Source organism: Pseudomonas sp. CFBP13528 (genome assembly GCF_005233615.1).
GTDB lineage: Bacteria > Pseudomonadota > Gammaproteobacteria > Pseudomonadales > Pseudomonadaceae > Aquipseudomonas > Aquipseudomonas fluorescens_AM.
The window spans coordinates 274073-292567 of record NZ_QGAJ01000006.1; the positions used below are offsets into that span (position 1 = coordinate 274073).

The 18495-nt window shown below is 54.5% G+C and carries 16 protein-coding genes and 1 pseudogene; 12 read left to right on the forward strand and 5 right to left on the reverse strand.

The window, feature by feature from the left end:
- The first annotated feature begins 24 nt into the window (after window positions 1–24).
- The 9 genes from PspCFBP13528_RS15030 (at window position 25) to PspCFBP13528_RS27705 (ending at window position 5539) form a co-directional block, all read left to right on the forward strand.
- Window positions 25–483 (forward strand): GNAT family N-acetyltransferase, encoded by a 459-nt coding sequence (locus PspCFBP13528_RS15030; protein WP_065952035.1) that lies wholly within the window; start codon window positions 25–27, stop codon window positions 481–483.
- 300 nt (window positions 484–783) lie between these two features.
- Window positions 784–1440 carry a DedA family protein gene (locus PspCFBP13528_RS15035; protein ID WP_057724876.1) on the forward strand — a complete coding sequence of 219 codons (657 nt, stop codon included), beginning with the start codon at window positions 784–786 and terminating at the stop codon, window positions 1438–1440.
- A 6-nt stretch (window positions 1441–1446) separates the two neighbouring features.
- Window positions 1447–2262, forward strand: coding sequence for a M90 family metallopeptidase (locus PspCFBP13528_RS15040; protein WP_137200497.1), 816 nt, complete (start codon window positions 1447–1449; stop codon window positions 2260–2262).
- A 109-nt stretch (window positions 2263–2371) separates the two neighbouring features.
- Window positions 2372–2899: an inorganic diphosphatase gene (gene ppa / locus PspCFBP13528_RS15045; RefSeq protein ID WP_049711351.1), complete on the forward strand. Its 528-nt coding sequence runs from the start codon at window positions 2372–2374 to the stop codon at window positions 2897–2899.
- Between the two features lie 212 nt (window positions 2900–3111).
- On the forward strand, window positions 3112–3882 hold the full coding sequence (locus PspCFBP13528_RS15050) for a S24 family peptidase (protein WP_065952033.1): 771 nt from the start codon (window positions 3112–3114) through the stop codon (window positions 3880–3882).
- A gap of 16 nt (window positions 3883–3898) precedes the next feature.
- Window positions 3899–4117 carry a hypothetical protein gene (locus PspCFBP13528_RS15055; RefSeq protein ID WP_241669089.1) on the forward strand — a complete coding sequence of 73 codons (219 nt, stop codon included), beginning with the start codon at window positions 3899–3901 and terminating at the stop codon, window positions 4115–4117.
- 124 nt (window positions 4118–4241) lie between these two features.
- Window positions 4242–4646, forward strand: coding sequence for an Arm DNA-binding domain-containing protein (locus tag PspCFBP13528_RS15060; RefSeq protein ID WP_241669090.1), 405 nt, complete (start codon window positions 4242–4244; stop codon window positions 4644–4646).
- The gene (locus tag PspCFBP13528_RS15065; protein WP_197986831.1) at window positions 4607–5287 is read left to right on the forward strand and encodes a hypothetical protein; all 681 of its coding nucleotides are present in this window, start codon (window positions 4607–4609) and stop codon (window positions 5285–5287) included. Before PspCFBP13528_RS15060 ends, PspCFBP13528_RS15065 begins: the two co-directional genes overlap by 40 nt.
- 63 nt (window positions 5288–5350) lie before the next feature.
- Window positions 5351–5539: a hypothetical protein gene (locus tag PspCFBP13528_RS27705; protein WP_197986830.1), complete on the forward strand. Its 189-nt coding sequence runs from the start codon at window positions 5351–5353 to the stop codon at window positions 5537–5539.
- Window positions 5540–5643: 104 nt separating this feature from the next.
- Here PspCFBP13528_RS27705 and PspCFBP13528_RS15070 read toward each other — a convergent pair whose 3' ends face one another.
- The 4 genes from PspCFBP13528_RS15070 to PspCFBP13528_RS15085 form a co-directional block, all read right to left on the reverse strand.
- Window positions 5644–6765, reverse strand: coding sequence for an endonuclease NucS domain-containing protein (locus PspCFBP13528_RS15070; RefSeq protein ID WP_137200498.1), 1122 nt, complete (start codon window positions 6763–6765; stop codon window positions 5644–5646).
- 222 nt (window positions 6766–6987) lie between these two features.
- A complete protein-coding gene (locus PspCFBP13528_RS15075) occupies window positions 6988–7590 on the reverse strand; it encodes a hypothetical protein (protein WP_137200499.1) in 603 nt (200 codons plus the stop codon).
- A 66-nt stretch (window positions 7591–7656) separates the two neighbouring features.
- A complete protein-coding gene (gene hhe / locus PspCFBP13528_RS15080; RefSeq protein ID WP_241669091.1) occupies window positions 7657–13401 on the reverse strand; it encodes a DUF4011 domain-containing anti-phage protein Hhe in 5745 nt (1914 codons plus the stop codon).
- Window positions 13402–14097: 696 nt separating this feature from the next.
- On the reverse strand, window positions 14098–14334 hold the full coding sequence (locus PspCFBP13528_RS15085; RefSeq protein WP_137200500.1) for a hypothetical protein: 237 nt from the start codon (window positions 14332–14334) through the stop codon (window positions 14098–14100).
- 507 nt (window positions 14335–14841) lie between these two features.
- Here PspCFBP13528_RS15085 and ycaC point away from each other — a divergent pair.
- Complete coding sequence (gene ycaC / locus PspCFBP13528_RS15090; protein ID WP_057724871.1) at window positions 14842–15474, forward strand: isochorismate family cysteine hydrolase YcaC; 633 nt, start codon at window positions 14842–14844, stop codon at window positions 15472–15474.
- A gap of 65 nt (window positions 15475–15539) precedes the next feature.
- Here the strand turns inward: ycaC and PspCFBP13528_RS15095 are convergent, their stop codons facing one another.
- The gene (locus PspCFBP13528_RS15095; protein ID WP_065952031.1) at window positions 15540–16100 is read right to left on the reverse strand and encodes a hypothetical protein; all 561 of its coding nucleotides are present in this window, start codon (window positions 16098–16100) and stop codon (window positions 15540–15542) included.
- 285 nt (window positions 16101–16385) lie between these two features.
- Here PspCFBP13528_RS15095 and PspCFBP13528_RS27850 point away from each other — a divergent pair.
- Window positions 16386–16475 (forward strand): annotated as a pseudogene (locus PspCFBP13528_RS27850) (flavodoxin family protein); the annotation flags it as partial.
- Between the two features lie 264 nt (window positions 16476–16739).
- Window positions 16740–18495, forward strand: a 1756-nt coding sequence (locus tag PspCFBP13528_RS15110; protein WP_241669092.1) for a DUF6531 domain-containing protein, incomplete at its 3' end; no start/stop codon positions are given.

Genomic DNA, 18495 nt, shown 5'->3' on the forward strand with positions numbered 1-18495 from the left:
CCCATTTGGAAGTTGAGGCCTGGCATGCGGATTACTCAAGCGACCCTGGAACACCTGGACCTGCTCACTCCGCTGTTCGTCAAATACCGCGAATTCTATGGCGCCTTGCCGTTCCCGGACTCGTCGCGGGCCTTCCTGGAAAAGCGCCTGCGCCGCAAGGAATCGGTGATCTACCTGGCGCTTGCCGATGATGATGACAAGCGGCTGCTGGGGTTCTGCCAGCTGTATCCGAGCTTCTCTTCGCTGTCGCTCAAACGTGTGTGGATCCTCAATGACATCTATGTGGCAGAGGACGCGCGTCGACAACTGGTCGCCGACAACCTGATGCGCGCGGCGAAGAAGATGGCCAAGGAGACCCACGCCGTGCGGCTGCGGGTATCGACCAGCAGCGATAATGACGTGGCGCAGAAGACCTATGAGTCCATCGGTTTTCGCGAAGACACCGAATTTAAGAACTACGTGCTGCCGATCAGCGAAGACTGACCTCCAACCACCGCAAATCCCCTGTGGGAGGGGGCTTGCCCCGATGGCGGCGTGTCAGTTAACGAATCTGTCCCTGACCCACCGCCATCGGGGGCAAGCCCCCTCCCACATTTAAACCAAGCCCCACCGCTTCACACTTTCACGACACTCCCCGCTACAAAAGCCACACGCTTTTCACCATTCAATCCGTATAATGCGCACCTCTCAGGGTTGTAAGAATCTCGACATACACGTGTAGTCTTATTACCCGTCGTTCCCGCACTGGCCTGCTGAGCCGGGCCATTGACACAGGTGCCATCCATGGATTTCAACCCGCTTGACCTTATCCTGCATCTCGACGTTTACCTCGACATGCTGGTAACCAACTACGGTCCGTGGATCTACGCCATTCTGTTCCTGGTGATTTTTTGCGAGACCGGCCTGGTGGTCATGCCGTTCCTGCCGGGTGATTCGTTGCTGTTCATCGCCGGCGCCGTTGCCGCAGGCGGCGGCATGGACCCGGTGTTGCTGGCCGGCCTGCTGATGCTGGCGGCCATCCTCGGCGACAGCACCAACTACGTGATAGGGCGAACGGTGGGCGAACGCTTGTTCAGCAACCCGAACTCGAAAATTTTCCGTCGCGACTACCTGCAAAAAACCCACGACTTCTACGACAAACACGGCGGCAAAACCGTGACCCTGGCGCGCTTCCTGCCGATCCTGCGCACCTTCGCGCCGTTCGTCGCCGGCATCGCGAAAATGCCCTACCCGCGCTTCTTCGGTTTCAGCGTGCTGGGCACCATCCTCTGGGTCGGCGGCCTGGTAACCCTGGGCTACTTCTTCGGCAACGTGCCGTTCATCAAGAAGAACCTGTCGTTGCTCGTCGTGTTCATCATCCTGCTGTCCCTGGTGCCGATGATCATCGGCGTGGTGCGCAGCCGCTTTGGCCGCACCTCCTCCGAAGCCAAACCGCACTGATCGCCCATGTGGTCCCTCAGCGCCTGGCGTCGCCGGCGCCTGCTGGCCAAGCACCCGATTGCCGATGACACCTGGCAGCGGGTGCGCCACCACCTGACCTTCCTCGATGGCATCACGGCCGAGCAAGACCAATGGCTGCGCGAAGCCTGTGTGCTGTTCCTCGCCGAAAAACACCTCACCGCCTTGCCCGGCGTCGAACTGCACCAGCAACAACGCCTGCTGCTCGCCGCCCAGGCGCAACTGCCGCTGATGAACCTCGGCGATCTGGATTGGTATCAGGGCTTCCATGAAATCGTGCTGTACCCCGACGACTTTCTCAGCCCGCAGCGCCATCGCGATGCCAGCGGCGTGGAACACGAGTGGGACGGCGAACACAGCGGTGAAGCCTGGCAGCAGGGCCCGGTGATCCTCGCCTGGCCCGGGGTACTGGCCAGCGGCCAATGGGAAGGCTACAACCTGGTCATCCACGAGCTGGCGCACAAACTGGACATGCTCAACGGCGACGCCAACGGCCTGCCACCGCTGCACAACGACATGCGTGTGCAGGACTGGGCCAGCGTGATGCAAAGCGCCTTTGACGACCTCAATCGCCAACTGGACGCCAACCCGGACGCTGAAACCGAGATCGACCCCTACGCCGCCGAAAACCCGGCGGAATTCTTCGCCGTCACCAGCGAGTATTTCTTCAGTGCCCCGGATTTGCTGGCCAACAGTTATCCACAGGTGTACGCCCAACTCAGCCGCTTCTACCGCCAGGATCCCCTGGCCCGCCTGAATCAACTGCAAGCCCGCGACCCGCGTTACCAGCCGCAGGGCGAATGACCGTACGACGCTTGGCGCATGGCATCGGCGTCAGAATATGCCTATAATCGCCGCCACTTTTAGGCCAATCCGGCCATGTCATATGGCCAACTAACGGGGGCAACGCCCAATGAGCTACAGCAAGATTCCGGCTGGCAAAGACCTGCCGAACGACATCTACGTCGCCATCGAAATTCCGGCCAACCACGCGCCGATCAAATACGAAATCGACAAAGACAGCGACTGCCTGTTCGTTGACCGTTTCATGGCCACCCCGATGTTCTACCCGGCCAACTACGGTTTTATCCCCAACACCCTGGCTGACGACGGTGACCCCCTCGACGTGCTGGTCGTGACCCCTTACCCGGTCACCCCAGGCTCGGTCATCCGCGCCCGTCCGGTCGGCATCCTGAACATGACCGACGACGGCGGCGGCGACGCCAAAGTCATCGCAGTGCCACACGACAAGCTGTCCCAGCTGTACGTCGACGTGAAGGAATACACCGACCTGCCGCCCCTGCTGCTGGAACAGATCAAGCACTTCTTCGAGAACTACAAAGACCTCGAAAAAGGCAAATGGGTGAAGATCGACGGTTGGGGCGACGCAGAAGCCGCCCGCGCCGAGATCATGAAGTCGGTTGCCGCCTACAAAGGCTGATACCCGCGCCTCATTGCCACGGCAAGCAAAAAGCCCCGATTATTCGGGGCTTTTTTTTGGGTAAAATTAAACATCAAGTTCAGCGCTTAAGTTCAGGCGTTCAACTAACCAGCCACCCTGAAGAATCAGGCTACAACTAAGCAAAAACCTACACGCGCAAATCAACGCATGGTTTATTTGAATGGTTTTCCCGGCCAGTAAACTCTGCGTTCATGAATACATCAGGTGATCGTTTAAAAGCGCTACTACGGGAAGTTCATCTTTCCGCCTCCGACTTCGCCAAGAACCGCGGCGTCACGCCTCAACACGTGAACAACTGGTTCAAACGCGGCGTCCCCATGGGCCGACTCAACGAGATCGCGGAACTGCTGTGCGTCTCAAGTCGCTGGCTAAGCGACGGCCGTGGCCCCAAACACCCACCGGCCAACTACCTGCTGGACGGCCCCACTGCAAGGATTGCATCCACCCGCGAAGACATCGGCAAATACCTCACAGGCCCCGCCTGCCGCCCGGAAAACAACGACGTGGAGATCCCCCTCCACCCCACATTCACCTCAACCGAACGCATCCGCGTCACCCAACACACCCTCCAGACCCTCAACGTAAACCCCGACCGCGCCGTGGGCGCCTACATGGTCGACAACAGCATGATCGACATCATCCAGCAAGGCGCCACCCTCGCCATCGACCGAGGCCGCACCCAAATCATCGACGGCGAAATCTACGCCGTCGAACACGACGGCATGCTGCGCATCAAATACCTCTACAACCGCCCAGGCGGTGGCCTGCGCATGCGCAGCCACAACGCCAGCGAACACCCGGACGAATACCTCACCTACGACGAACGCTTCGAGCAGAACTTCCAGATCGTCGGCTGGGTATTCTGGTGGTCCACCCTCAACAACCGCCGCCCACCCGTCCCACTGGATGACCACCTGCTGGGCTGGGAAGGCGCTGAACCGGAACCGGAGGTGGGCAACTGAGGTGAATGTGGGTATCATGCGCCGCACATTTGGCAGGGGATGGTTTCAAGCTATTACCCTGCCAGGCGATGCGGAGGAGTTCCCGCGGATGCCCCTACTATTCAGCCCGACGCAATGTGGGCTGAGCGATTTGAAGGCTGGTGAGGCTTGTCAAAAACAAGCTGAGGCAGTCACAGAGAAGCCGGCCATAAGCCGGCTTTTTAATATCTTTTTGAAAGCTATTCTCATCTATTAAAATCCGCGAGAGCCCTGCTAGATCAAGGGTTTCAGCCTACTTTTGTTCCTATGACTTCCGTTTTGATCCGAGGCGTTCCACGCGTAAGTTGGGGGGAGCAAGTGGGGGAACAGAGGGCGAGAAAATGGGTAAACTGACCGCCAATCAAATCAAGAATTTAGTTGTGGCCGGGACGTACGAAAACGGTGACGAGCTTCGCCTTTTAGTGAAACCCTCAGGACGAAAAACCTGGGTGCTCCGCTTTCAATTGAACTGCAAACTCACGGAGACGGGTCTGGGGAGCTACCCTCAGCTCGACCTGAAAAAAGCCCGCGCAGCCGCCTATGAAAATAAAGTTCAGATACTCAATGGCACTGATCCACTCGCGAAACGACAGGCTGAACAAGTCGCTCAGCGGGAAGCCGCACGCCGGGAACTGGCGCAGCTGATTACCTTCGAGAAGCTGGCCTCTGACTACCTAGACGCCCATGGATCAAGCTGGTCGGAGAAATGGCGCAAGGGCTGGCAGATGTTTCCGACCCAGACTTGATCTTCGATTTGTTTGAGAAGCTCAACGCGTCAGGCATTTACAAGTCCAGCGAGGTTGAGCAGTTCTCCGCAGCCTTTTTCATCAAAAACAAAAGCAATGCGGCGATTGCCAACATTTGCAAGCCTGCGGTCGAACGCTGGACGAAACGCTACAAGTTGGCGGTTGATGCCTACGGACACTCGAAAGACATATTTGAGAGAATCAAAAAGACTCAGGATGCAGTGTTGATCGCCAACGCTGAAAACGACCTGAAGGAATGCAAGCAAGCCAAGGACGCCTTGGACATCTTCAAAAAGGATCTGGGCACCTTTGTGCGTTTCTATGAATTCATGTCGCAGATCGTCGATTACGATGATAAGCAGCTGGAAAAGCTCAGCCTGTACGCACGCAATCTAAGCCCAATGCTGCGTGAAGCCGCTGTGGATGAGGATGATATTGACCTCACTGGTGTCGTGCTCAGCCATTACCGCGTTTCGAAAATACGCCAGCAAGACCTGAAGCTAAAAGAAGACTCGCCCGACTATAAGCTCGTGCCAGGTGAGGGGCTTGGATCAGCGGCTGCGAAGGACAAAAAGGAAGAGCTGCTTTCACAGATATTAGAACGGCTCAATGAGCTGTTTTGTGACGGACCAACTGACTGAAAAAGGCATGGTAAATTACGCCTATACCGTCCCCGTGACAAGGTCAGTGAAAACCAGTTAGTTATGCAACAACTGGCAAACAATACTCCCGAACAGGCATTGCTTGGAAACTTCGCCAATGCGGTTGATGACGCGATTATGGACAGTGGCGATGTCCAACAGAACCAGATGATGCAACTGCTCTCTGACCCTGCTAAGGCCAGTAAATTTGCCAGAGTGGTTTTCGATTTACTTAAGCTGGCAGACCAATAATCGCATGTCCCACCGCAGGTGGGACTTTCTCCAGACTAGAAAAGAGATACTGACTGTAGGTGCTACTGAACAAGTAATTGGGCAGCAGGCTGCTGCCCAATTTATCAACTGCCAGGTACGCTCGCGATCTCAGTAGCTGCCACTTCATCGAAACGCGGAAATCGCTGCTTTAATCGCTCAATCGTCCACCGCCACTTCGGCGTAGTCGGACGGCAAACCGTATTCTGATTCCCAAACATCCCAATCTCTCGTACTGCCTGGCTCACCGGCACGCTTTGCAGCCATTGGATCGGAACAAAATAGTCGCAGCGCTCCGGATCGTCAGCAAATTCTGCATGATAGTTGGCGCGCGTTGCGACCTCTAGCACCGGCCGCTCTTCGCCGTCTTGCATCACTGTGAACTCGTTCGCAGGTGTGGACGTGCCAAGAACGCGTCCTACGCCGACATAGCCTTGCTGCGGAATGTTTACCCAGATCCGATCTCCCGGAGACAGGAGCTGCAGGGTCTTGCTGTACCACGCGCCTCCACCGCCGGAAATAAAACCGAACTCCACAGCATCGGCCCATGAGCGCGAGGCAGAATCGCCGAACGAACAGTAGAACTCGCCGTTCCAAGGCTCGCTATGCCCTTCGCTCGTCGATGCGGCGTTCACTTGAGTCTGAACAGGATCGAGTAACCAGGATCGACTCAGTAGCTGTTGGTCGCCCACCTGGAAAATTTGAAAACAGAGAACGTTGATCGGAATATCTCGCTTGCTGAGGTACTCAACGATTCGCTCGCTGCTGACATCCAACTCCGTGGCGACGATGATCAGTTGGTGGCTTTTATTCAAATCATCGTCGTCTAGCACACGACCAAAGCGCGCTAGAAAATCTGCATACAAGCTGCTTCCGGGGCGGAACCGTTGGTAAATCGCCGCGATTTCGTTCTCACGCAGACTCTCGACCCACACGGCGTAATCGAGGGTCTGAGCAACGACTTCACGGGGCGTGCGGTCTCGTTTGAGCTCAATTAGTACCAGATTTCCATCAGGAGCAATGGCCAATAGATCAATGCGCCCCCCCATACCAGTGCTTTCTTGCCTACCTATCAGCATCCACTCATCCGAGAGAATGCTTGGGGAGCTGATGATCATTTCTTCCAGTAGCTGCTCACTGGCCAATCGGCTTTGACGAAGCTTGTTCGGTGTAAGGCCGACGGTCCAAACGTCCGTTTTGATAGGCAAGTTTTGAGTCCTTTGAGATCTTCATAAGCGAAATTGAAACATGTATTGCAGTGCTGGTGATTGGTCACAGCGGCCCTTATGACACGCCATATGATATAAACTCCGCAATATTAGTCACCAGCAGTGCATACAACGATTCTGGTATATATTTAAAATAGGCGCACAGACCATATTCGGCATCTGCGCGCGCATTTAAAACTATCCGACAAGACCATTAAAAATCTAAAGAAGGTCCAACACGATACTTTCTTTATACTTACTCTCTTCTGCCTCGTACTCGATAGAAGAATATTCTATAGATAGATCGCATTGATACCCCTCCCCAGTCAAAGACAAGCAAACCTTTGTCGCACCATCAACCCACATGGTAAAACGCGACATGTGACCAGCGCTTACAGCCATTCCCCAACTTTGATATTCATCCTGATAAAGATCATTGAGCCAATACTCATTATCACTATCGGGCACTCCATACTTTTTCTGCAACATATCCTTAAATTCGTCAAACTTCGACAAATATGTATTATCGTTCGCAAACTTCTGACTAAAGACATATTTTCCGCGAACCAACATGTCATTCAAAAAAACAAAAACCACCAAACACTCATTTCCACCAAGCGCCGACTCAAAACCTAGGTAACCATCACCCTCTAACCAAGAGACACTGGGCTCGGACTGTTTCACATCTAAACGATGCGCCCCCCAAGAGAGCTTTCGAAAACCCCGACTCCCCTCTTCTGCACTAGTAACGACATCCTTATGATATACCCAAGTCCCGTCCTCATTAAGTACAACCTTTCGTCCATCATCTGCTACACCAAACATTCCCACCTCCTAAACCCAAGTAAACCACTCGTTAGTCTTCCCATTAGGGAACACCGCAACAAACGCTCACTGCTCGCCAATTAATACCAGCACATCATCTATGTAATGACCTTCCGCGCTATGGGTTCCGGTGCGCAAATATCCGGGAATCATCTGTTGAAACTCAAGACGATCTGAAGGCAGAAATTCTAATAACGCTTCTAACATCGCAGGCCTCAATAAGCGCTGACTGTCAGGTACATCAGGCAAATTCGGACGAATAACATTTTCGTCGAGCCAGATTAGCTTTTCTCGCAGACTGTAGTTCCCTTCGACGGTTATACGCTCAGCGTGCTCGCTCTGCTCATCAGCCACTTGTTGAATAGTCAGCTCTTCCGGCTCCTCAATCGACTCTTTGACCACTTCAACCCGCTCGGTACGCAACCGCGCGAGCTCCTGAAGTATTGGTTCGATTTGCACGCGCGCGTTGCGGAACCAGTCCACCGACCAAATGCGGCGAATATTCCAGCCCAGTTGCTCCAGCACACTTTGACGCAGGCGATCACGGTCACGTGCCGATTTGGCCGAATGGTATGCGGCTCCATCGCACTCAATACCCATCAGGTAGCGGCCAGGCTGCCCAGGATCGCGGACGGCCAAATCGATGAAGAATCCAGCTACGCCAACCTGAGGTTCGCATTGATAGCCATGGCGCGCCAACATATCAATGACTGCCACCTCGAAATCACTGTCAGGGGCACGCTCATTTTCTTTGATGTGTGGCATCCGGCCAGACTCGGCGAAGTGCAGAAAGTCACGCAGTGCCTGCACGCCTCTGCTGGAGGTTCCGGTTACTACGACATCGGTCGAGCCAAACGAGGAGAAAACCTGCATGCGTTTCTTGGAGCGGGTATACAGCACGTTCAAACGTCGCCATCCGCTGGCACCGTTAATCGGGCCGAAGCGCTGAGGAACGGTACCGCCTACTTCCATAGGGCCGTAGGTGCCGGAGATGTAAATAACATCTCGCTCATCACCCTGGACGTTTTCCAGGTTCTTGATAAACAGTGGCTCATCCTGACTTTGATTACGGTCCAATGCGACTTGCAGTTGCGGGCTTTGTTTGGCCAGATGCTCAAGCATCCGCTCGATTTGATCAGCCTGTTTTACGTTCATGGCCACCACACCTAGCGATTCATCAGGGCGGTGAATAACGTGGTGCTCGATGGCTTTGGCGACAACCTCAGCCTCTTCGATATTGCGTTGTTCGACAAAACGCCCGCGAGGCACTCTGACAAACTTGACGCCAAATTCGGTTGATTCACGGTGCGGTGATGGGTACACCACTAGATTGCTTTCATAGAAGGCTTTGTTGGAGAAGGCAATCAGGCTCTCGTGACGGGAACGGTAGTGCCAACGCAGACGTCGCAGTTTGAATAGCGGCATGGCGGCTTCCAAAATGCTTTCTGAGTCCTCGGCCAATGAAGCATCAGTTTCATCGGTGTCCGAATCGCCACCGTTGCGGGAGAAGAAGTTCGTCGGCGGCAACTGTTTCGGGTCACCCACGACTACTAACTGTTTACCTCGGGCGATGCTACCCAATGCTTCTTCCGGGCGCATTTGAGAGGCTTCGTCCATGACAACCAAATCGAACTCGATGTGGCCAGCTGGCAAATATTGAGCGACGGCCATTGGCGACATCATGAAGCAGGGTTTGAGGCCCTGTAGCGCTTCAGCTGCACGGTTCATCAGGCTGCGGATCGGAACATGCCGTGTCTTTTTCTCAGCCTCACGCTGCAGCAAAGCCAGTTGCGTAAAGTCTCTGACCGCTCCATGACTATTTCCAACAGGAATATTGTTCTGACTGATACGTGACGAAACCTGCTCACGTTGAAGATGCTTAAGCTGCTCATCGATATCAGCAAACCGAGCGCGGATGGCCTCCTGTTCCTTGCCCGAAAACTGACCCAGCGCGGGATCAAGCTCAAGAATTTTCAATGCCCAGCTGTCAAGAAGCCCGAGCAGACAGGCATCGATGCAGCGCTCAGACACTAGCTTTTGCTTCTCGATTGCTTCGACGACAGTCTCGAACCCCAACTCGACCAGGTGCAAACGCAAACGGCGGTACTCGAACCAATGGTCGAGTAGATCGGGGTTCTGAACGGCCCAGGCCAGACGACTGGCCATGGGTTCGAAATCTGCGCTCTCAATGGACTGCCACCACTGACCAGCAATAACCGCAGCGCTTTGGAAAAAATCTTCCAGTGCCTGCTCCCAGATATCTACGGCTTGCGCGAGCGCTGTACCTTGTTGATGCCAATGGAGTATCAGCTCCTCAGCTTCCTTTGGTGTGCACGCGGTCAACTGCGGAACGAGAATATCCCGAATCGGCAACGCCAAAATGGGCTGAACGAATGCAACCGTATGCCGCCAGGTCGTCAAGCGAGGTCGGGCCGCTGAAAGGTTTTCTATCCGAGGGAGCTCTTCACCTAACAAGCAGGTTTGTAGCACTGCGTCGCTTTGCAGTGCCGCCGAGCGGGTCTGCCAGCTCTCCACGGCCTGAATCAACTGCAGCAGTTGCCCCATCGTGGGCTTCTCTTCGCTGACTACGGGTAATAAAGAGCGTAGAGGGATTCCGATATCTTGGATAAGGCGAACATACAGTCCCTGTGGAGCAAGCAAATCTTCCGAACGCAAATCATGACTGTCAAAAGGCAACAGTTCTTCCAGGTCAAGACGATGCTCCAGGACATCCATCAGATAGGGTTCGAGGTCCGCTCTATCGCCCGAAACACCGGCCAATTGCTGCTGATCGACCTTAAGCAGGTATTCCGCAACCCATACCTTTGCACCGAATCCACGTCCGCATTCTGTCCGCAAGAGCTTGTACCAGCCCCGCAAACGCTTGAGTGCGTCGATCGGAGTATCAAGCCCTTGGAAATGTTCACCCAGCTTTTCGGTAAACACTTTATTTTCATTCAGTTGACTGTGTTTTTTCAAATAGGCAATGACATCAGGCAAGACCACCAGAAGCTGGTTCAGCTTGAGCCCTGGTCGCGCCATGGCCAAGATTTCGGCTTTAGCAGAGCGCCATTGTCCCTTGAACCAGCGGAAAAGTGATTTATCCGCCAGAACCCGACTCAAATCTTCCAGTCGCGTATGACTAGGCAATCGATCCAGCGTGAAATGACTCGCAGCCTGCTCCTGCAACTTCTTAATGACTGGGATGTCACTGTCCAACTCTACGAGCAATCCGTCCAAGCTCTCGTCTTCGAAGCGTTTATGGCGAAGAGGTGCCAAATCCTCAGGCATCGCCGCGAGCATTTGTAGGAAGAGCACCACTTGTTCAATGCCGATAAAATCGCTTCGCAAGCCTTGAACTGCAGCCCCTTCCGCCAATGACTGAATCAGCCTTTGAATGCGTGGAGCCAGCTCCAGTAGCTCCTCAGCTTCTTCAATCACATCCAGCAAGACATTAAGTGACAGGGTCTCATCAGCGTTATGCAGACGTATGGCTGCGCAGGCTTTTTTGATAGAAGCTATCGCCTGCCCAGAACCAATAACATCAGCGCGCAACGATCGAGCTAGCACACCCTGCTCGTCCAACAAGGAGTCCATACCTTGCAGCCAAAGCTTCAATGCCTCGCAGGACTCGATATCCAGTCGTCCTAACAGATCCCAATCCTCATCACCTTTAGGTAATGCAAGTACCGGAATTGAAGCGGCTAAATCTCGCAACTGATCTGGGCTGTAGGTTTCCAGTACAGCTACCTGTAGCTGTTGTGCTAATTGAGGACGAATAGCCGCTAGACGATTCAGCGCCTGCTGAGCCAGGGAGAGATTTTCTAGAAGTGCAGAGCGCTCAGCACTAGTCACCCGCGTTTTTGTGCTGCCAAACCACGGATGCGTTTCAAGCTTGCCCGCTTGGCCAGCTTCCTCAGCCGTCTTTCGATAGATGTGTGCATAAAAGCCGGCCTGCTCTCGCAAATGCATTTTATCGATCCGCGCCTCCGACTGCGGGTGCAAATCGGAAGGTTTAATCGACAACGCCTCACGCAAACGCGTTGCCTGCATTAGCACCTCATGAACACTCATCCCCGATTCCTCGAACTGAGCATGGAGGTGATGTACGTGCTTGTTGAGCTGCTGCTTCAATCGCTCATAGTTGGAAATCAGATCCGTCAGCTGCTTGGGCGAGCGATAGCCACCGCTTTTCTGAATCCGTTGCCGGATGCTGTCGATAACAGCGCTCTTTTGACTCTTATGACTATGCAATTCCAGACAAAAATCGCCTAACCCTGCCCTTGTCAGCCGAGTTTTGACCACCTCAAGCGCTGCACGCTTCTCCGCAACGAACAACACTTTTTTGCCTTGGGCCAATGCCGCCGCAATCATGTTTGTGATGGTCTGAGACTTCCCTGTACCGGGAGGCCCCTCGATCACAAGATCATCCCCGCGAATCACGTCTATCAATGCACTGTGCTGAGAGCTGTCAGCGTCATCAATTAGAGGAAACTGCAGGTGAATCTGCTCAATGTCGTCTATTGAATGCTCGACGCAAAATGCGCCTTGCTTTCCTGTCGAATCGGCCGGTAAACCGTCCATCCCTGTAAGCCGTTTAACCAGGCCGTGATCCAGCAATGATTGGTCTTTCCAACGACCTGGATCAAGGTCGAGATACATCATCAACTTGCCAAACTCGAACAAGCCAAGCGATGCGTAACGATGAACCTTCCAGTCAGGTTTAACCTTCAGCACCGTTTCAACAATGCGCTCGAAGTATTCCTCGGGCGTGCTGTCGTCGGTTATCCGCGGTAGCGCGATACCAAAATCGACGCGAAGCTTTTCCCGTAATGAAAGGTTGGTAAGAATGTCTTCGCCAGTAGGATGTACGCGGTATTCGAACGTCGCGGTTTGAGGATTGAGTTTGCCTTTCTCCAGATTCACTGGCACCAGCATCAGCGGCGCTAGGCGGGTGCTGTCTTTACCTGCGACTGAGTCATCCCACTCCAGGAACCCGAGCGCAAGATAAAGAATGTTCGCACCCGTTTCCTCGAGTGCCGATCGCGACTGGGTATACAGAATCTGTAGCCGCGACTCCATCTCCACGGGGTAATAAAGCGTCTGAATCGCGTCGTCAGAATGCTTACCTGTTTGCCCGGTTTCAGGGGGCAGTGGTAGCTCATAGCTGGTCGCTATACCGAGGATCTGCGCCCAGACTTCTGCCGTGGGCTGTTTCTTTAACTCAACAACTGCGCCTGTCTTTTCGTCCAGCTTCAAAAAGCCGTGGGTCAGTAGCTGCCTTTCCGTTGGTTCAGGAACAGCAGCAAATCGCATGGATTTTTCATCTGCCAAGGTATCGAACAGATGATCCGGCAACTCATCAATAATCCTTACGAAACGTTTGGAGCGCGCATGTGAAAAGTTCAGCAGCCGATTGCGAGCGCTGAGATCGAGAAGCCTGCTTCTCAGCTTCTCCAGGCTTTCCGGTATCTCGCTTGGGGGCGTATCAAGGTCATCCCAATCGGTAAGAGGCGCTGGATCACTGGACTTTGAATGCCCCTTGGACTCGGTATCGAACCGATAAACCGACCCTCCCCGGCCGCTACCTTTATTGAGCAGTCCCTTGGTAATGAGCTCGTCGCGAAGACTCCAGTACTCTTCCTCAGAGACAGCAAAATTCTGAAGCTCAGCTCGCCGATCTATCCGGTCCCTGAGTGACTTGTTGCCAACGGCCGTCCCGTCTGCGGGGACCAGTTCCAGTATCCATTGCAGAACAAGTTCATACCGTTGGACAGCCAATGATTCAGGGCCTGAGTTCACGTCGATCACCGCTAATTTTTTGGGGCAACTGCCTAATAAGTTTTTTCTGGGCACGGTAAACCGATGCTCAGCTTCAGCTGGCCGCGATAACAAGAGAGGCGTTGTAGGGGCGCTGCCGATTTCTCGGTGCGCTCAAGATGCCATCCTTGGGAAACAGCGGTCTGCCTGGAGTTTGATGGATGTCACAATATCCAGCACTCGGAGCAAGGTAAAGGCAAAGCGCCTTCACGCCGCACAAATCCCCGTCTCCTCGACGATTGGTCAGTAAATCCCCCTACACTTATAGAAAAACCCGGCATAAGGATGATTCTCATTTCCAAACCCTTTATGTTGCAGCTCCGTCAGAGGCGGAATGCAAAACTCGAGTTAAGCACGAAAGTACGTCTCTCAATTCGACCTCCTCGACCGTTTTCTCGATGCCCGATAAAAGCTCAATTCGGGCAACAACCAAACAAAAAAACCGACCAACAAAGCCTGTCTTTACCGGAAAAAAATCAAAAGAAATCGTCAAAAAGTGGGGGAACAAATGCGGGAACAATAGGTTTATAAAAACTATAATTTATTAATTTTCAATTACTTAACTAAATAAAAAGCTAACCATAAGCCGGCTTTTTAATGCCTGCCGATCTCGGCTCAATTGTCCAACAGCTGTTGGACAATTGAATGATCAAAAGAGGCCGCTTAGCGACTTGCCAGCCTTGCGCGTCATGAGGTCTGCAAACACTCCACAGCCCGATCGGCCACCATCTTGGCCATCTCTACCAAATGCATCACCGCTCTCTGCGGCGCGGCTACTGGCTCGCCGAGCACCTGTGACGTAGCCACCGCGCAGTGCAGCCACTCAGCCACCTGCACCCAGGCGTCCTCGAAGCTCAGTTCTTCATTAACGGTAAACGAGTTGGTCACAGCTGATGACGGCGAATCCGAACAAACGTTGTCCATAGCAAAACTCCTAGCAGTAAGTGGATACCACCGTTCTTTCGCGACTAAACGAGTAGAGGTGGCGGCTGTACGCAGGTTAGTCGACCGGCCGCTAGGCACCGGCGCACCCGAAGGTGCCCTGCGCACAGCCACCATAAAGTGCAGGCGAGAAGACACCTGTCTTTGAGATGGCGCGTGCGCCTAGCGAAGTCCGGGCGACTAAACCCGATCACTGAATGTGCAGTGACAATCCGCAGCCTAGTCACCCATTCCCGCTGGCGCAATGCGGTTGGGATTCTCTCGGAAACGTCCTGCAAATGAAAGGGATAGGACCTGCTGGCCATTCAAAGTCAAATCCCCCCTCGCTCCTCACATTGATTTTGTGCACAGGCTGGTGCGCCAACCATCGTCCCGTTTAAGTTGACAGTAAGACTCATCCCGCCCGATTTATCCCCCGCCACCCACCCATTAATCTATGCCCATGTTGAACACAACGCCCAACCAACCTAAACAAAAAAGGATTCAACCATGAGCACTCCCACCTACAACCGCCTCAACAAAGACGACGCCATCGTGCTGCTGGTCGACCACCAGACCGGCCTGATCTCCCTGGTGCAGGACTTCTCCCCCAACGAGTTCAAGAACAATGTGCTGGCCCTGGCCGACCTGGCCAAGTTCTTCAACCTGCCGACCATCCTCACCACCAGTTTCGAACAGGGCCCCAATGGCCCGCTGGTGCCGGAGCTGAAGGAGATGTTCCCGGACGCGCCGTATATCGCACGCCCAGGCCAGATCAATGCGTGGGACAACGAAGACTTCGTCAAGGCGATCAAGGCCACCGGGCGTAAGCAGATCATCATTGCCGGTGTAGTGACGGACGTGTGCGTGGCGTTCCCGACCTTGTCGGCGCTGGCGGAAGGGTTTGAGGTGTTTGTGGTGACGGATGCGTCGGGCACGTTCAATACCACGGTGCAGCAGGCGGCGTGGAGCCGGATGACCCAGGCCGGCGCGCAGTTGATGAACTGGTTCTCGGTGGCGTGTGAGTTGCACCGCGACTGGCGCAACGATATCGAAGGGCTGGGGAATCTGTTGTCTCAGCGCATTCCCAACTATCGCAATTTGATGAATGGGTATGCGGCGCTGACGGCGCAGCAGAAATAAGCAAACCCAGCGTTAAGACAAGCCTGCTATGAAAAGCAGGCTTTCTTGCCATGGCCGGGACGGCCTCAGACCTTGAATTCTTCCAACATGGTGCGCTGGTAAACGTCATACATCGGAGAGCTTTTCATGGGTTTAACAGCCCAATGGAAGCGGGTTCCACTGCCAATCATGATGGCCTTGCGAATCTCATTGGTCGGCCCGTACGTATGCTTGGCTTTCTGGAACTCCATTTGTTTGTTCCGTAGCGGCGCCGCCCCATACGTATCTCGAAACTCATGTATCAGATTAGCCTCGAAATCCGAGTAAACCTGCGATGCGTTTCTGGCCCTGGGAAAGCAATACGCAATAAGAAATTGGTAATTGCCTTGCAGGTCGGCAAGCTCAAGCAGCCAGTTTTTATGCTGCGTGATCCGTTGTTCAAAGTTGCCCTCTCCAATGTAGAGGGTCGGAGAAATACCTTTCGGGTACTCAATGGCAATAAAACCGTTCAGTCTGATCACATACACGCAGCGCTCCAGATCCTGCAGTTTAACGCCCCTGCTTTGCAGCTCTGGCCAAACATCCCTTCCCCACGTTTGCTCGCAGGTCCAGTGCAGCCAGTTCCATTTGATATTGACGTTCGCCACCTACGCGATTCCCTTAACGAAGTTTTATTAATTCCAGCCGTGCCTCAGCAAGCGCTGCACCGGGTATCTACCGAATTCGATTCACGTTCCCTGTCGGGGCTTCAACCGTGATCAATACCGAATGTCCGTTTGGCCAATATCATAAAAAGCCAGACACCTTTTTCTCGGCGAATCAGCATCAATTTCAGCCATCATAGCCATTAGCCATGCATCAGCCAAACGGGCAATTGTGCAAGCCCTGCTTGCACAAACTCATAACCATTGAATCTCCCCTGCACGCCAGCCCCCACCCTTCACCACGGTTATACCCAGGTCCAACCGCTGGAGCCTGACCTGCTCAGGATTCAGTCCGACATCCGCTGGGCCACTCACCTGATATTGACGCGCGCGTTAGCCGCGCAAATCGCCGAGTTGCAGCGGGTGTAAGCCGGTTTGAATGCGTTTGAAACCCAGCTGAAAGGCGCTCAAGGGCACTGTTCGTCAATCAGCAGCGTCGCTGTCTGAAGTGAGCCGGGGGCACAAGTCGACACCGAAAATTGCCCACCTTTTGTAAGCGCAATCTGATTTTTCAAACCGCTCATCCAGCCGCCTTTCGCTGCGGCAGACTCCGACGCCTTGCTTTCTGCCGAGACGTCATGGATGACCCACGCTGCCCACATCACCTCGATCGAATATGAGCTGGATACTTTCCATCAGAGCCTGATGATTTATCGCCAGCAAATGGGTGCCTGGTATTCCCGGGCACTGGATTCGGTGAGCCATGCTGCGGATATGCCGTCGCTGCTGGGGATGGACCGGGTGTTGCGGGCCGGTGATTCGCAGCAGTCGGTGAGCCTTACCGACGCGGATTTCTCTACCGTGGCTCGTTGCCCGGTGGGTGGCGTGCTTAAGATCCAGAGCAGGTTCGAGTCGCTGTATGACGTGCCGATTGGCGACATCCCCGTTGAGGTAACACGCCTGGATGACGGTAGTTCAGCAGTGATCATGCTCGATGAGCACGGCGAGGGTTCGCACTATTGCGCCGCCGGCGGGCGCTATCAAGTTCGGGTTCAAGGCGGTGTTTCACCGCAGCAAGTGGATGCCTTGTTCGCCTCTTATGCCGGGCTGACAGCAGATCTGGAGCAATGGCTGCGCGATCAGTGGAAGGACTTCAAGCCCCATTGGCAGCAATCCACGGCCAGTGCAATTGGCAGCGGCATGCTGGCGGGCAGTTGGGCGGCGATCCGTGATGTGTGGGACAGCATAAAGCTGGTGCAGTCGATCCTTGAAGACCCGTTGCAGTACGCAGAGCACTTGGGAGCCCAAGCAGCCAAGTTGGCGCAAATCGCCAGCGATGCACCCAAAATCATGGAACACGCGATGTTGCTGGCCAGTGATGAGGCGGCGCTGTTCCTTCTGGTGCGCACCGCACTGGTCTGGCTGGACGCGTTGCCGCCGAGCCAGATCGCGCAAGTGGCCGCAGGGTTAATAGTATCGCTGCTGATTGATCTGGTGATTGGCGCGGTACTGACCATCGCCTTGCCGGCGGCGGGTGTGGCGTATTTGAGCCTGCGGCTGGTCAAGTATGGCGCTCGGATTGTTGAGGCCGCAATTGGCTTCGTACAGAGCATGCTGGCAATTCTGACTAAGTTTATGCAGGCGGTGGATCGCTACAAAGCGGTGGCGATTCGAGGGGTGGTCGGTGGGCTGAAGCAGGGCACTCTGCAGATGCGCTGGAAGGCTCGGCAGAACGCGGTGCTGCTGCACAAAGACCATGTAGATGATGTGCCTGCCGTGGCGTCGAATCCGAAGGGCGATGCAGCGGCTTCTGCGGATAAAACTGTTACGAACGGTTGCCCGGTGTCAATGGTCACCGGGGAGGAACTGCTAACCCTCACCGACGGTACGCTGGATGGCATCTTGCCGTTCGAGTGGACGCGGTTGTACCGCACCAGTGCGGTGGAAGTGGATTGCGGGTTGGGGTTTGGCTGGAGTCACGCGCTGGCGCAGCGGCTTGTGGTTTCAGGCGATTTGGTGGTGTGGACGGACCATGAGAATCGCTCGACCACCCTGCCCTTGCCGACGGCTGCTCGTCCGGCAATTACCAACAGCCTGGCGGAAGCGGCGATTTATTTGGGCTCGGCTCCTGGCGAGTTGGTGCTGGCCCAGTCTTCTCGGTTTTATCACTTTTGCGACGGCCTGCTGACGGCGATCAGCGATGCGTATGACAACCGATTGCGCATTTTCCGGGATCGGTTGGGGCGTATTGAGCGGCTGGATAACGGTGTGGGGCGCTCTTTGCTTTTGCGCTACGAGTTGGGTCGGATTGTGGCGGTGGACTACCAGGTTCATCGCGCCCAAGGCCACGAACCCTTCGTTTGGGTGACCGAGCAAAACGTCGTTTCCTACGCCTATG